A 13607-nucleotide genomic window follows, 5' to 3' on the forward strand; every position below is an offset into this window, starting at 1 on the left:
CGTTCCGTCATGACCGGACCCCTCGCACTCGACCCCGCGCGCAGCGCCCTCGTACTCGTCGATCTGATGGACCGGATCGTCGCGCTGCCCCTTGAACCCCGCAAAGGCACCGAAGTCCTCGCCGCCGCCGAGAAGTTGGCGGCCGCCTTCCGCGGCGCCGGCGCACCCGTCGTGCTCGTGCGCGTCGAGCGGCCCGGGGTCCCCGTCCAGCCACCCGGCAGCGGGCTGATGCCCGGCCTCGCCCGCCACGGCGACATCGAGATCGTGAAGCGGACCATCGGCGCCTTCCAGGGCACGGACCTGGACGCGCGCCTTCGTGAACTCGGCGTCACCACGCTGGTGTTCGGTGGGATCGCCACCAACCTCGGCGTCGAGTCCACCGCCCGCGCCGCCCTCGACCTCGGCTACGACCTCGTCTTCGTGGAGGACGCCATGGCCGCCTTCACCGCCGCCGAGCACGACGCCTCGGCACGGCTCGACTTCCCGCGCCTGGGCACGGTGGCGACGGCGGACCAGGTGCGCTTCCTGGCGGGCTGAACGCTCGGACCAGTGGTCAGCCCTGGGTGGCCGTTGTGGCTTCCAGGGTGAGTCGGTGTTCTCCCGCGTACACGTTCATGGAGGGGCCGCGGAGGAAGCCGACCAGGGTGAGGCCGGTTTCCGTGGCCAGGTCCACTGCCAGTGACGAGGGTGCGGACACGGCGGCCAGGACGGGGATGCCTGCCATCACGGCCTTCTGTGCCAGTTCGAAGGAGGCGCGGCCGGAGACGAGGAGGATCACGCGGGACAGGGGGAGGTTGGCGTTCTGCAGGGCGCGGCCGATGAGTTTGTCGACGGCGTTGTGGCGGCCGACGTCTTCGCGTATGTCGAGGAGTTCGCCGTGTTCGGTGAACAGGGCGGCGGCGTGCAGGCCGCCGGTGCGGTCGAAGACGCGTTGGGCGGCGCGGAGTCGGTCGGGGAGGCTGGTGAGGAGGTCGGGGTCGATGCGGAGTGGGGGTGTGTCGTTGATGGGCCAGCGGGTGGTGGTGCGTACGGCGTCGAGGCTGGCTTTGCCGCACAGGCCGCAGGAGGAGGTGGTGTAGACGTTGCGTTCGAGGGTGATGTCGGGGATGGGGAGGCCGGGGGTGGTGGTGACGTCGACGACGTTGTAGGTGTTGGTGCCGTCTGTGGTGGCTCCGGCGCAGTAGACGATGTTCTGGAGGTCGTCGTGCTGGGTGAGGACGCCTTCGCTGACGAGGAAGCCGGCGGCGAGGGCGAAGTCGTCGCCGGGGGTGCGCATGGTGATGGCGAGGGGTTTGCCGTTGAGGCGGATCTCCAGCGGTTCCTCGGTGACCAGGGTGTCGGGGCGGGAGGAGATCGCCCCGTCGCGGATGCGGATCACCTTGCGTCGTTCCGTGACTCGTCCCATATGTGTCTCAGTCCCGGTTCTGTACGTGCTGGTAGCCGAAACGGCCCTTGTTGCAGAGGTTGCTCTGGGTCACCGTGGGCTCGTGCGGGGTGGTGACCTTCATGACCCCATTGTCCTGCACATGGAGCGGGCCTCGCCTCAGGTACCCGCGGCTCGCCTGTCGAAGTCCGACTACGGTGATCCGGGCGCCGAAGCCACGACCCGGGCCGCTCGGGAAACCGGCCGGTTCGACCGTTCGTCGCGTCCGGGATACCGCTCATCGCATACGGTCGACGCGCCGCCTTTTCAACCAGCTTCTTTGTTCCTACCGTCCGGGATCATGAGTCCCCCTGTCGCGCCCCCGGGTTGGAGCCGCTGGCTCGTCCCCCCGGCCGCTCTCTCGGTCCATCTCTCCATCGGCCAGGCGTACGCATGGTCCGTGTTCAAGCCGCCGCTCGAGTCCTCGCTCGGTCTCAGCGGCACGCAGAGCGCACTGCCCTTCCAGCTCGGCATCGTGATGCTCGGCCTGTCCGCCGCGTTCGGCGGCACGCTCGTCGAGCGCAACGGGCCGCGCTGGGCGATGACGGTGGCGCTGATCTGCTTCTCGTCCGGCTTCCTGATCTCCGCGCTGGGCGCGGCCACCGAGCAGTACTGGCTGATAGTCCTCGGCTACGGCTTCGTCGGCGGCATCGGCCTCGGCATCGGCTACATCTCCCCGGTATCCACGCTGATCAAGTGGTTCCCCGACCGGCCCGGCATGGCCACCGGCATCGCCATCATGGGCTTCGGCGGCGGCGCGCTCATCGCCTCGCCCTGGTCGGCGCAGATGCTGCAGTCCTTCGGCTCCGACAGCTCCGGGATCGCCCTGGCGTTCCTCGTGCACGGGCTGTCGTACGCCGTCTTCATGCTCCTCGGAGTCCTGCTGGTGCGCGTGCCGCGCAGCGAGAAGCCGGTCGAGAGCGCGCCCAGCGCCTTCGAAGGACCGCAGGTCTCGGCCCGCAACGCCGTGCGCACGCCCCAGTTCTGGTGTCTGTGGGTCGTGCTGTGCATGAACGTGACCGCGGGCATCGGCATCCTGGAGAAGGCCGCGCCGATGATCACGGACTTCTTCAAGGAGACGTCGACCCCGGTCTCGGCGTCGGCCGCGGCCGGCTTCGTCGCGCTGCTGTCGGCGGCCAACATGGCCGGCCGGATCGGCTGGTCGTCGACGTCCGACCTGATCGGACGGAAGAACATCTACCGCGTCTACCTGGGCGTGGGCGCCGTGATGTACGGGCTCATCGCCCTGTTCGGTGACTCCTCCAAGCCACTGTTCATCCTGTGCGCGCTGGTGATCCTGTCCTTCTACGGCGGCGGCTTCGCGACGATCCCCGCCTACCTGAAGGACCTCTTCGGCGCCTACCAGGTCGGCGCCATCCATGGCCGGCTGCTCACCGCCTGGTCCACCGCCGGCGTTCTCGGACCGCTGATCGTGAACTGGATCGCCGACCGGCAGGAGGACGCGGGCAAGAGCGGGTCCGCCCTCTACGGCCTGTCGTTCGTGATCATGATCGGGCTGCTCGTCGTCGGCTTCGTCGCCAACGAACTGGTCCGCCCCGTCAGTGCCCGCCACCACATTCCCGCACCGAGGGAGGCCGCCGATGTCGCAGTCCGACAGCAGCCAGAGTCCGCCTGACCGGCGCCCGCTGATCGCCCTGGCCTGGGTGTGGGTCGGCGCGCCGCTCGCCTACGGGCTCTACGAACTCGTTCAGAAAGCGACGCAGCTGTTCACCGGGTGACTGTTCGGTAGGTGTTCGGGCGTCCGAGGGTGTGAGGGAAGCCGACAACTCGGGCGCCCGTTTCCTGTGGCCTTACGTGCCCTCGTACCCGTGGGTCACTGATCAGACTGGAGGATCCCAACCCAAGGCAACGAGGGGACCCTCCATGAACGGCTCGCGGATCGCCGCAGTCGGCCACTACCAGCCCGCCAAGGTACTCACCAACGAGGAACTGGCGGGCCTGGTCGACACCAGCGACGAGTGGATCAGGTCCCGGGTCGGGATCAGGACCCGCCACATCGCCGGTCCCGACGAGCCGGTCGACGAGCTCGCCTCGCACGCCGCCGCCAAGGCGCTGGCCTCGGCCGGGCTCGCCCCCGCCGACATCGACCTGGTCCTGGTCGCCACATCGACCGCCGTCGACCGGTCCCCGAACATGGCCGCCCGGGTCGCGGCCCGGCTCGGCATCCCCTCGCCGGCCGCGATGGACGTCAACGTGGTGTGCGCCGGCTTCACCCACGCGCTGGCCACCGCGGACCACACCGTCCGGGCCGGTGCGGCGACCCGGGCGCTGGTCATCGGCGCCGACAAGATGTCGGCGGTGACCGACTGGAGCGACCGCACCACCTGCGTGCTCGTCGGCGACGGGGCGGGGGCGGCGGTCGTCGAGGGGACCGACGTGCCCGGCATCTCTCCCGTGCTGTGGGGATCGGTGCCCGAGATGGGGCACGCCGTGCGGATCGAGGGTGAGCCGGCGCGGTTCGCGCAGGAAGGGCAGAGCGTCTACCGCTGGGCGACCACCAAGCTTCCGGCGCTGGCCCGGCAGGCCTGCGAGCGTGCGGGGCTCACCCCCGAGGACCTCGCCGCGGTCGTGCTGCACCAGGCGAACCTGCGGATCATCGAGCCGCTCGCGGAGAAGATCGGCGCGGTCAACGCCGTGGTGGCCCGTGATGTCACGGAGTCCGGGAACACGTCGGCGGCCAGTATTCCGCTCGCGTTCTCCAAACTGGTCGAGCAGGGCGAGATCTCCACCGGGGACCCGGTGCTTCTCTTCGGGTTCGGCGGCAACCTGTCGTACGCGGGGCAGGTCGTCCGCTGCCCGTGACATGCGGGATGTGACGAGGTCGATTCGCGGTTTACCTGGCTGCTGTGCGCCGTAGACTGTAGACAAAAGGCAACTGGTAGGGGTGTCCGGGGTGTCCGCCGTCGAGGAGGGGGACCGCGATGTTGTCGACAGGTCTGCCGCAGGGAGCCGTGCCGAAGCTCGAGCGTCCGGGTCCGCTGCGCGATCGCGTGTATGAGGCGTTGCTCGAACTGATCACGACGCGTGCGCTGCAGCCGGGTCAGCATTTGGTGGAGAGTGAGTTGGCGGGGCATCTGGGGGTGTCGCGGCAGCCGGTGCGTGAGGCTTTGCAGCGGTTGAACACTGAGGGTTGGGTGGATCTGCGGCCTGCTCAGGGTGCGTTCGTGCATGAGCCGACGGATGAGGAGGCTGATCAGCTTCTGACGGTGCGGACGTTGTTGGAGGCGGAGGCTGCGCGGTTGGCGGCGGTGAACGCGGGCAGTGCCGGTGTCGCCGTGCTGGAGGAGTTGTGTGCGCAGGGTGAGAGTGCGGTCGCCGCGGACGACGTGGACGCCGCGGTGGCTTTGAATGCCCGACTGCATGCGATGGTCATGGAGTTGGCGGGCAATGCGGTTCTGGCGGAGTTGGCGGGGCAGGTGGATCGCCGGGTGCGCTGGTACTACACGCCGATCGCCCGGCAGCGCGGTCGGCAGTCCTGGATCGAGCACCGTGAGCTGATCGCCGCGATCGCCGACCGCGACCAGCGGCGGGCCACCGAACTGATGCGGGAACACACCGAGCACACGCGAACGTCGTACCACGCACGCCGACGCCCGTAGTCACCCCACACCTCACCGGAACGCGTCCGCGTGGTCCCGGGCCCATCGGGCGAAGGCGCGTGGCGGTCGTCCCGTGATCTGCTGCACCGTGGGCAGCATCACCGACTCGTCCAGGGTGCCGTCTACGATGAAGCGGACGTCGTACCCGCTTGCCGGCAGCGTGGTCACCTCATCGGAACGCGTCCGTGTGGTCCCGGGCCCATCGGGCGAAGGTGCGTGGCGGTCGTCCCGTGATCTGCTGCACCGTGGGCAGCATCACCGACTCGTCCAGGGTGCCGTCGACGAAGAAGGCGAAGAAGGCGTCGACGTACGGTTTCGGCACGCCGGCCGCTTCCATCTCCGCGCGTGTCTCCTCGTGCTCCAGTCCCACGGCACGCAGGTCCCGGCCCAGCGCCGAGCCAAGGATCCGGACCCGGTCGGCGGGCAACAGCGCCTCGGGGCCGGTGACTTCGAGAACGCGGCCCGCGAACTCGTCGGACAGCAGGGCTCGGAGCGCGACCTGCGCGATGTCGTACGGGTCGATGTCCGTGGTCCGCGCGTCCGGGAAGGGCACCCGAACCGTGTCACCCTCGCGGATCTGGTCCGCGAGCCGCAGCGCGTTGGTCATGAAGCTCGTCGGGCGGACGAACGTCCATGCGAGTCCCGAGTCCCGTACGGCGTCCTCCGCGTCCAGCAGATAGCCGGCGACCGCGTTGTCCCTGTCGCCGGTACCCGCAGACAGGCCGGAGAGCAGGACCACGCGACGCACCCCCGCGGCCCGCGCGTCCGCCAGGATCTGCCGCTGGCCGCCGTACCCGGGCATCAGGAACAGCCCGCGCACGCCGTCCAGGGCGGCCCGCACGGTCTCGGGCCGGTTCAGATCCCCCGCCACGGCCTCCACCCCGGCCGGTAACCCCTCGCTGCGCCCGGACCGGCTGACCGCCCGCACCCGCTCGCCGGACTCCGCCAGCGCACGCACGAGCTCGGCCCCCACGTTCCCCGTCGCACCCGTCACCAGAAACATGTACACCCCTCCCTCGCGCCCATCCTGCGCGGCCGGGTGCCGGGACACCAGAGTGCGACAGGTCTTTGTCCTGAGAGTGGAGAAAGTCGGCATCAATCTGTGCACAGCTTCTTCCCAGGTTCGGCAGCCGCTGCTACGTTCCCCTCGAAAGCCCGGCAACTGGTGGCCGAATGAGGCGGGGAGGGGCTCGTGAGACGCATGACGGCACGACCCGCGAACGCGCATCAGGCCCGGCTGCTCAAACTGTTGCGCGACGGAGGACCCAACTCCCGTGCGCAACTGGGCGATCAGGTCGACCTGTCACGGTCCAAGCTGGCCGTGGAGGTGGACCGGCTGCTGGAGACGGGCCTGATCGTGGCCGACGGACTCGCCGCCTCCCGCGGTGGGCGCCGCTCCCACAACATCCGGCTCGCCCCCAATCTGCGTTTCCTCGGCGTGGACATCGGCGCGACCTCGGTCGACGTCGCTGTCACCAACGCCGAGCTGGAGATCCTGGGACATCTCAACCAGCCCATGGACGTCCGCGAGGGCCCGGTCGCGGTCTTCGAGCAAGTCCTGTCCATGGCCGCTAAGTTGAGGGCCTCGGGGCTCGCGGAGGGTTTCGACGGCGCCGGCATCGGCGTCCCGGGGCCGGTCCGCTTCCCCGAGGGCGTACCGGTGGCTCCGCCGATCATGCCCGGCTGGGACGGCTTCCCCGTGCGGGAGGCGCTCAGCCAGGAACTCGGCTGTCCGGTCATGGTCGACAACGACGTGAACCTGATGGCGATGGGGGAGATGCACGCGGGCGTCGCACGCTCCGTGGGCGACTTCCTCTGCGTGAAGATCGGCACCGGCATCGGCTGCGGCATCGTCGCCGGCGGTGAGGTCCACCGCGGGGTGACGGGCAGCGCGGGCGACATCGGGCACATCCAGGCCGTGCCCGACGGCCGACCGTGCGCCTGCGGCAACCGGGGCTGTCTGGAAGCCCACTTCAGCGGGGCCGCTCTCGCCCGGGACGCCGTGGAGGCGGTCGAGCAGGGGCGCTCCGAGGAGCTCGCCACACGCCTCGCGGCGAACGGCGGCCTGACCGCGGTCGACGTCGCCGCCGCCGCTGCCGCCGGTGATCCCACCGCCCTCGACCTGATCCGTGAGGGAGGCAACCGGACCGGCCAGGTCATCGCCGGACTGGTCAGCTTCTTCAACCCTGGCCTGGTGGTGATCGGCGGCGGGGTGACCGGCCTCGGCCACACCCTGCTCGCCGCGATCCGCACCCAGGTCTACCGCCAGTCGCTGCCGCTGGCGACCGGCAACCTGCCCATCGTTCTGGGGGAGTTGGGCCCCACCGCCGGAGTCATCGGCGCGGCCCGGCTCATCAGCGACCACCTGTTCTCACCCGCGTAAGCCATTTCTCGGTACGGCACTGTCCGCCACGGCACCTTCCGACACGCCTCTTCAGCACAGCGCTCCTGCTTCGCCCTGCCCTGAAACCGGCCCGCACGCCCGCCAAGGGGACCTCATGGCACCAGAACCACCGCTGCTCAGCATGTCCGGCATCACCAAGTCGTTCCCCGGAGTCCGGGCCCTGGACGGCGTCGACCTCGATGTCCAGGCCGGCGAAGTGCACTGTCTGCTCGGCCAGAACGGGGCCGGGAAGTCCACGCTCATCAAGGTGCTCGCCGGCGCCCACCAGCCCGACACCGGCCGCCTGCGCTGGCGCGGCGAGGAGGTCACGCTCCGCTCGCCGATCGCCGCCATGCGCCTCGGCATCGCCACCATCTACCAGGAACTCGACCTGGTGGAGCACCTGTCCGTGGCCGAGAACGTCCACCTCGGCCACGAACCCACCGCGGCGGGGTTCGTCGTACGGGGCAAGGCGGCCCGTCAGTCGACGGCCGCACTGCTGCGACGGCTCGGGCACCCGGAGATCGATCCGGTCCGCCTGGTCGGGGAGTTGTCGGCGGCACAGCAGCAGATCGTGTCCATGGCGCGGGCACTCTCCCATGACGTACGGCTCATCGTGATGGACGAACCGTCCGCCGCCCTCGACCCGGACGAGGTCGACAACCTGTTCCGGATCGTCGGCGACCTCACCGCCGAGGGCGTCGCCGTCGTCTACATCTCCCACCGCCTGGAGGAGATCCGGCGGATCGGGGACCGGGTGACGGTCCTCAAGGACGGCCGGGCCGTCGCCGTCGGACTGCCCGCTAAGTCGACGCCGACGCGCGAGGTCGTGGCGCTGATGACGGGCCGCAACGTCGAGTACGTCTTTCCGGAGCGGCCGGTGTCGGGACCTGGTGGTCCGCCGGTTCTGGAGGTCAAGGGCCTGGCCCGGGAAGGCGAGTTCGAACCCCTCGACCTCGTGCTCCACCCCGGAGAGATCGTCGGCCTCGCCGGACTCGTCGGCTCGGGACGCTCCGAGATCCTGGAGACCGTCTACGGCGCCCGGAAGCCCACCACCGGTCAAGTCGTCGTGGACGGCAAGGCGTTGAAGCCCGGCAGTGTCCGCGCCGCCGTCCGCGCCGGGATCGGACTGGCCCCCGAGGAGCGCAAGGCGCAGGCCCTGCTGATGCTGGAGTCGGTCACACGCAACGTCTCCGTCTCCTCCATGTCCCGCTTCTCCCGGGCCGGCTGGATCGACCGGGGCGCCGAACTCGGCGCGGCCCGGGCGGCGACCCGTGAACTGTCGCTGCGGCCCGACAACCCCTCCGTGCCGATCCGCACCCTGTCCGGCGGCAACCAGCAAAAGGCGGTCCTGGCCCGCTGGCTGCTGCGCGGCTGCCGGGTCCTGCTGCTCGACGAACCCACCCGGGGCGTCGACGTGGGCGCCCGCGCCGAGCTGTACGCGGTCGTCCGGCGACTGGCTGACGAAGGCCTGGCCGTGCTGCTGGTCTCCAGCGAGGTCCCCGAGGTGCTCGGCCTCGCCGACCGTGTCCTGGTGCTCCGCGAGGGCCGTGTCGTGCATACGGCACCCGCCCGTGAGCTCGACGAACACCGTGTACTCGACCTCGTCATGGAAGGAAGCCCGGCGTCATGACGCAACATGTGTCCCCGCCGAGGGGAAGCGCCGACAAAGTGCCTCCGGCGAGCGAATCGTTCGCGTGGCGAGGGGTGTTCGCCCGCGCCGACGTCCGGACCCTCTCCCTCCTCGGCGTGCTCGCCGTACTGATCCTCATCGGCGGCATCACCAAGCCCGACGAGTTCCTCGACACCCGCAACCTCCAACTCGTCCTCACCCAGGCCTCGGTGATCGGTGTCGTCACCGTCGGCATGACCTTCGTCATCACCTCCGGCGGCATCGACCTGTCCGTCGGCGCGATCGTCGCCCTCGCCTCGGTGTGGGCCACCACCGTCGCCACCCAGGAGTACGGCTTCGCGGGCATCCTCTTCACCGCGGTGATCGTCGGAGTCGGCTGCGGTCTGGTCAACGGGCTGCTCATCGCGTACGGCGGGATGGTCCCGTTCATCGCCACGCTCGCCATGCTCGCCTCGGCCCGCGGACTCGCCCTGCAGATCACCGACGGCAGGACGCAGATCGTCTCGATCAACAGCGTGCTGGATCTCGGAGAGCGGGACGCGTATGTGCTCGGCATCCCTCCGCTGGTCCTGGTCTTCGCGGTCGTGACGATCATCGGCTGGCTGGTGCTGAACCGCACCACCTTCGGCCGCCGCACGGTCGCCGTCGGCGGCAACGCCGAGGCCGCCCGGCTCGCCGGCATCGACGTCCGCCGTCAGCGCCTCTACCTCTACCTGCTGTCCGGACTGTGCTGCGGCATCGCCGCCTTCCTGCTGATCATCCTGTCCGGCTCCGGCCAGAACACCAACGGCAACCTCTACGAGCTCGACGCCATCGCCGCCGCGATCATCGGCGGAACCCTGCTCAGCGGGGGCCGCGGCACCATCACCGGCTCCGTGCTCGGCGTCCTGATCTTCACCACGATCACCAACATCTTCGCCCTGAACAACCTGCAGAGCGACGTCCAGCAGATCGCCAAGGGCGCGATCATCGTCGCCGCCGTGCTGGTCCAGCGCCGTACCGCAAGCACGACCTGAGGAAAGGGTTCACCGCCATGCCACAGCACACGAGCCGCTTCACCAGTCGCAGAGGCCTGCTCTTCGGGACCGCCGCCGTCGGGGCCGGTGCCCTCCTCGCAGGTTGCACCAGCAACGACTCCAGCGACGACGAGCCGGCCGCGAACGATCAGCCGGCCGCCGCCGAGTCGTCCGGCAAGCCGGTCACCATCGGCTTCGCCGGACCGCAGGCCGACCACGGCTGGCTCAACGCCATCAACGACAACGCCAAGAACCGGGCGAAGAAGTACTCCGACGTCACCCTTGAGATCACCGAGGGCTCCAACGACACCGCCCAGCAGATCGGCCAGATCGAGACTCTGATCAACAAGAAGGTCGACGTCCTGGTGGTGCTGCCCGCCGACGGCAAGGCCCTCACTCAGGTCGGACTCAAGGCGATGCGCGCCGGGATCCCGGTCGTCAACCTCGACCGCATCTTCAACACCCCGCAGGCGTACCGCTGCTGGATAGGCGGCGACAACTACGGCATGGGCCTCAACGCCGGCCACTACATCGGCGAGAAACTCAAGGGGAAGTCGAACGCCAAGGTCATCGAACTGGCCGGACTCGACAACCTGGAACTCACCAAGCAGCGCACCAAGGGCTTCGACGACGCCCTGAAGAACTACCCCAACGTCAAAAAGGTGGCCCGTCAGGCCGCCGAGTTCACGGTGGAGTCCGGGCAGGCCAAGATGGCCCAGCTCCTGCAGGCCCAGTCGAGCTTCGACGCGCTGTGGAACCACGACGACGACCAGGGCGTGGGCGCGCTGCGCGCCATCGACCAGGCCGGCCGCGACGACTTCCTGATGGTCGGCGGCGCGGGCGCCCTGTCCGCCTTCCAGGCCATCAAGCAGGACAACGGCGTCCTCAAGGCGACCGTCCTCTACCCGCCGACCATGGCCGCCTCGGCGATCGACCTCGCCCGCGCCCTCGGCCAGTCCAAGGGCATCAGCGGCCTCTCCGAGTTCGAGATCCCGGCCTCGCTCACCCTCTACTCGGCCGTCGTCGACAAGACCAACGTCGACCAGTACATGTCCACCGGCTTCAAGTGAGGCGTCCCGATCCGGGGCCTGACTTACCGACCGGGCCGGCCGCGAGCAGCGGTGCGCCCCTGCCCGGCCGATCCGAACGGCAGGTCCCAGGAGCCCGGTTCGTCGACGGACCGGGCTGCACCCCCCACCGCGCCACGACGACGAGGAGGACATCGCGCATGGCACAGCCGCAGCAGTCAGAAGAGGCCGAGGTGCCGCCGCTCCGGGTCGGCATGGTCGGCTACGCCTTCATGGGCGCCGCCCACTCCCAGGGCTGGCGGACCGTCGGACGCGTCTTCGACCTGCCTCGCCGCCCGGTGCTCGCCGCGATCTGCGGACGGGACGGGGACGCCGTGCGCCGGGCAGCCGACCGGCACGGCTGGGCGGCCGCCGAGACCGACTGGCGGGCGCTGATCGAGCGGGACGACGTCGACCTCGTCGACATCTGCACCCCCGGCGACAGCCACGCCGAGATCGCCGTCGCCGCGCTCGCCGCGGGCAAGCACGTGCTGTGCGAGAAACCCCTCGCCAACACCGTCGAGGAGGCCGAGGTGATGACCCGGGCCGCCGAAGAGGCCTTCGACCGAGGTCAGTTCGCCATGGTCGGCTTCAACTACCGCCGGGTGCCCGCCACCGCGCTGGCCCGCCGCATGGTGGCCGAAGGACGGCTCGGCACCCTCCGGCATGTACGGGTGTCGTACCTCCAGGACTGGCTCGTGGACCCGGAGTTCCCCCTGACCTGGCGGCTGCGCCGGGAGCAGGCGGGATCGGGCTCGCTCGGCGACCTGGGCGCGCACATCGTCGACCTCGCCCAGTACCTGGCGGGAGAGCCACTGGCCGGAGTCTCCGCGCTGACCGAGACCTTCGTACGGGAACGCCCGCTGACCGGCGGCGCCGTCAAGGGCCTCGCCGCCGTCTCCGGGACCGGCACCGGCCAGGTCACCGTGGACGACGCGGCCCTGTTCACCGGCCGCTTCACCTCCGGTGCCCTCGCCTCCTTCGAGGCGACCCGGTACGCCACCGGCCGCAAGAACTCCCTGCGCATCGAACTCAACGGCGAACGCGGCTCGTTGGCCTTCGACCTGGAACGCCTCAACGAACTCTCTTACCACGACGGCACGGAACCCGCGGCGCACGCCGGTTTCCGCCGCATCCTCGTCACCGAGCCCGACCACCCCTACCTGGACGCCTGGTGGCCGCCCGGCCACGGCCTCGGCTACGAGCACACCTTCGTCCACCAGGCCCGCGACCTCGTCCACGCGATCGCCGAGGGCCGCCGCCCCGAACCCTCCTTCGCCGACGGGCTCCAGGTCCAGCGGGTGCTCGCGGCCGTGGAGGAGAGCGCCGAGAAGAACTCCGTCTACACCCCGATAGCCGTCTGAGGAGGCTCCCCAAGATGCCGCGCCAGTTCACGCTCTTCACCGGCCAGTGGGCCGACCTCCCTCTCGAAGAGGTCTGCCGCCTCGCCCGCGACTTCGGCTACGACGGACTCGAACTCGCCTGCTGGGGCGACCACTTCGAGGTCGACAAGGCGCTCGCCGACCCGTCGTACCTGGACTCCCGGCACGCGCTGCTCGACAAGTACGGCCTCAAGTGCTGGGCGATCTCCAACCACCTGGTCGGCCAGGCCGTCTGCGACGCCATCATCGACGAACGCCACCAGGCCATCCTGCCCGGTGAGGTGTGGGGCGACGGCGACCCGGAAGGCGTCCGGCAGCGGGCCGCGAACCGGATGAAGGACACCGCGCGGGCCGCACGCGCCTTCGGCGTCGACACCGTCATCGGCTTCACCGGCTCCGCCATCTGGCACCTGGTCGCCATGTTCCCGCCCGCCCCCGAGTCGATGATCGACCGCGGCTACGAGGACTTCGCCGGGCGCTGGAACCCCATCCTCGACGTCTTCGACGCCGAGGGCGTGCGGTTCGCCCACGAGGTCCACCCGAGCGAGATCGCGTACGACTACTGGACGACCCAGCGCGCGGTGGAGGCAGTCGGCGGTCGGGCGGCCTTCGGTCTCAACTTCGACCCCTCGCACTTCGTGTGGCAGGACCTCGACCCGGTCGGCTTCCTGTGGGACTTCCGCGACCGGATCTACCACGTCGACTGCAAGGAAGCCCGCAAGCGCCTCGACGGCCGCAACGGCCGCCTCGGCTCCCACCTGCCCTGGGGCGACCCGCGCCGCGGCTGGGACTTCGTCTCCGCCGGCCACGGTGACGTCCCCTGGGAGGACGTCTTCCGCATGCTGCGCTCCATCGACTACCAGGGCCCCATCTCGGTCGAGTGGGAGGACGCCGGCATGGACCGGCTCCAGGGCGCACCGGAGGCACTGAGCCGACTCAAGGCGTACGACTTCGAGCCGCCGTCGGCCTCGTTCGACGCGGCGTTCGGCGGCAACGACTGAGCCGCACTGGTCAGTTCCGGGATGACGGCGCATCCCGGCGTACCCGCACCCACCCGTACGACCGGCCCCTTTCTGGAGGCAT

The 13607-nt window shown here is 70.0% G+C and carries 14 protein-coding genes and 1 pseudogene; 11 read left to right on the plus strand and 4 right to left on the minus strand.

Annotation, left to right across the window (positions count from 1 at the left end; genetic code table 11):
* Positions 1–9 precede the first annotated feature (9 nt).
* On the plus strand, positions 10–537 hold the full coding sequence (locus BFN33_RS14405) for an isochorismatase family protein (protein ID WP_069760419.1): 528 nt from the start codon (positions 10–12) through the stop codon (positions 535–537).
* A gap of 16 nt (positions 538–553) precedes the next feature.
* Here the strand turns inward: BFN33_RS14405 and fdhD are convergent, their stop codons facing one another.
* A complete protein-coding gene (fdhD, locus tag BFN33_RS14410; RefSeq protein ID WP_069760420.1) occupies positions 554–1405 on the minus strand; it encodes a formate dehydrogenase accessory sulfurtransferase FdhD in 852 nt (283 codons plus the stop codon).
* 7 nt (positions 1406–1412) lie between these two features.
* Positions 1413–1532: pseudogene (locus BFN33_RS51915) on the minus strand (Fe-S-binding domain-containing protein); the annotation flags it as partial.
* A gap of 192 nt (positions 1533–1724) precedes the next feature.
* Here BFN33_RS51915 and BFN33_RS14415 point away from each other — a divergent pair.
* From BFN33_RS14415 to BFN33_RS14425, 4 genes are all read left to right on the plus strand, one after another.
* Positions 1725–3059 (plus strand): OFA family MFS transporter, encoded by a 1335-nt coding sequence (locus BFN33_RS14415; protein WP_069760421.1) that lies wholly within the window; start codon positions 1725–1727, stop codon positions 3057–3059.
* Complete coding sequence (locus BFN33_RS53155; RefSeq protein WP_176742386.1) at positions 3025–3162, plus strand: hypothetical protein; 138 nt, start codon at positions 3025–3027, stop codon at positions 3160–3162. Before BFN33_RS14415 ends, BFN33_RS53155 begins: the two co-directional genes overlap by 35 nt.
* Before the next feature lie 145 nt (positions 3163–3307).
* Positions 3308–4246 (plus strand): beta-ketoacyl-ACP synthase III, encoded by a 939-nt coding sequence (locus tag BFN33_RS14420; protein WP_069760422.1) that lies wholly within the window; start codon positions 3308–3310, stop codon positions 4244–4246.
* Between the two features lie 119 nt (positions 4247–4365).
* Positions 4366–5043, plus strand: a complete 678-nt coding sequence (locus BFN33_RS14425) for a GntR family transcriptional regulator (protein WP_069760423.1) — start codon at positions 4366–4368, stop codon at positions 5041–5043.
* Positions 5044–5055: 12 nt separating this feature from the next.
* Here BFN33_RS14425 and BFN33_RS51920 read toward each other — a convergent pair whose 3' ends face one another.
* Positions 5056–5211 carry a hypothetical protein gene (locus BFN33_RS51920; RefSeq protein ID WP_176742387.1) on the minus strand — a complete coding sequence of 52 codons (156 nt, stop codon included), beginning with the start codon at positions 5209–5211 and terminating at the stop codon, positions 5056–5058.
* Position 5212: 1 nt separating this feature from the next.
* Entirely contained in the window at positions 5213–6046 is an 834-nt protein-coding gene (locus BFN33_RS14430) for an NAD(P)H-binding protein (RefSeq protein ID WP_069760424.1), read from the minus strand.
* A gap of 198 nt (positions 6047–6244) precedes the next feature.
* Between BFN33_RS14430 and BFN33_RS14435 the strand changes: the two genes are divergently transcribed.
* The 6 genes from BFN33_RS14435 to BFN33_RS14460 all read left to right on the plus strand — a co-directional run bounded on the left by BFN33_RS14435 (position 6245) and on the right by BFN33_RS14460 (position 13525).
* Positions 6245–7426 carry an ROK family transcriptional regulator gene (locus BFN33_RS14435; RefSeq protein WP_069760425.1) on the plus strand — a complete coding sequence of 394 codons (1182 nt, stop codon included), beginning with the start codon at positions 6245–6247 and terminating at the stop codon, positions 7424–7426.
* A gap of 115 nt (positions 7427–7541) precedes the next feature.
* Complete coding sequence (locus BFN33_RS14440; RefSeq protein ID WP_069760426.1) at positions 7542–9059, plus strand: sugar ABC transporter ATP-binding protein; 1518 nt, start codon at positions 7542–7544, stop codon at positions 9057–9059.
* Entirely contained in the window at positions 9056–10075 is a 1020-nt protein-coding gene (locus BFN33_RS14445; RefSeq protein ID WP_057616217.1) for an ABC transporter permease, read from the plus strand. The genes BFN33_RS14440 and BFN33_RS14445 overlap by 4 nt, the downstream gene beginning before the upstream one ends.
* 17 nt (positions 10076–10092) lie before the next feature.
* Positions 10093–11145 carry a substrate-binding domain-containing protein gene (locus BFN33_RS14450; RefSeq protein WP_069760427.1) on the plus strand — a complete coding sequence of 351 codons (1053 nt, stop codon included), beginning with the start codon at positions 10093–10095 and terminating at the stop codon, positions 11143–11145.
* Positions 11146–11303: 158 nt separating this feature from the next.
* On the plus strand, positions 11304–12506 hold the full coding sequence (locus BFN33_RS14455) for a Gfo/Idh/MocA family protein (RefSeq protein WP_069760428.1): 1203 nt from the start codon (positions 11304–11306) through the stop codon (positions 12504–12506).
* A 14-nt stretch (positions 12507–12520) separates the two neighbouring features.
* Positions 12521–13525: a sugar phosphate isomerase/epimerase gene (locus BFN33_RS14460; protein ID WP_069760429.1), complete on the plus strand. Its 1005-nt coding sequence runs from the start codon at positions 12521–12523 to the stop codon at positions 13523–13525.
* The last annotated feature ends 82 nt before the right edge of the window (positions 13526–13607 follow it).

This window comes from Streptomyces sp. LUP47B, assembly GCF_001746295.1.
Lineage (GTDB): Bacteria > Actinomycetota > Actinomycetes > Streptomycetales > Streptomycetaceae > Streptomyces.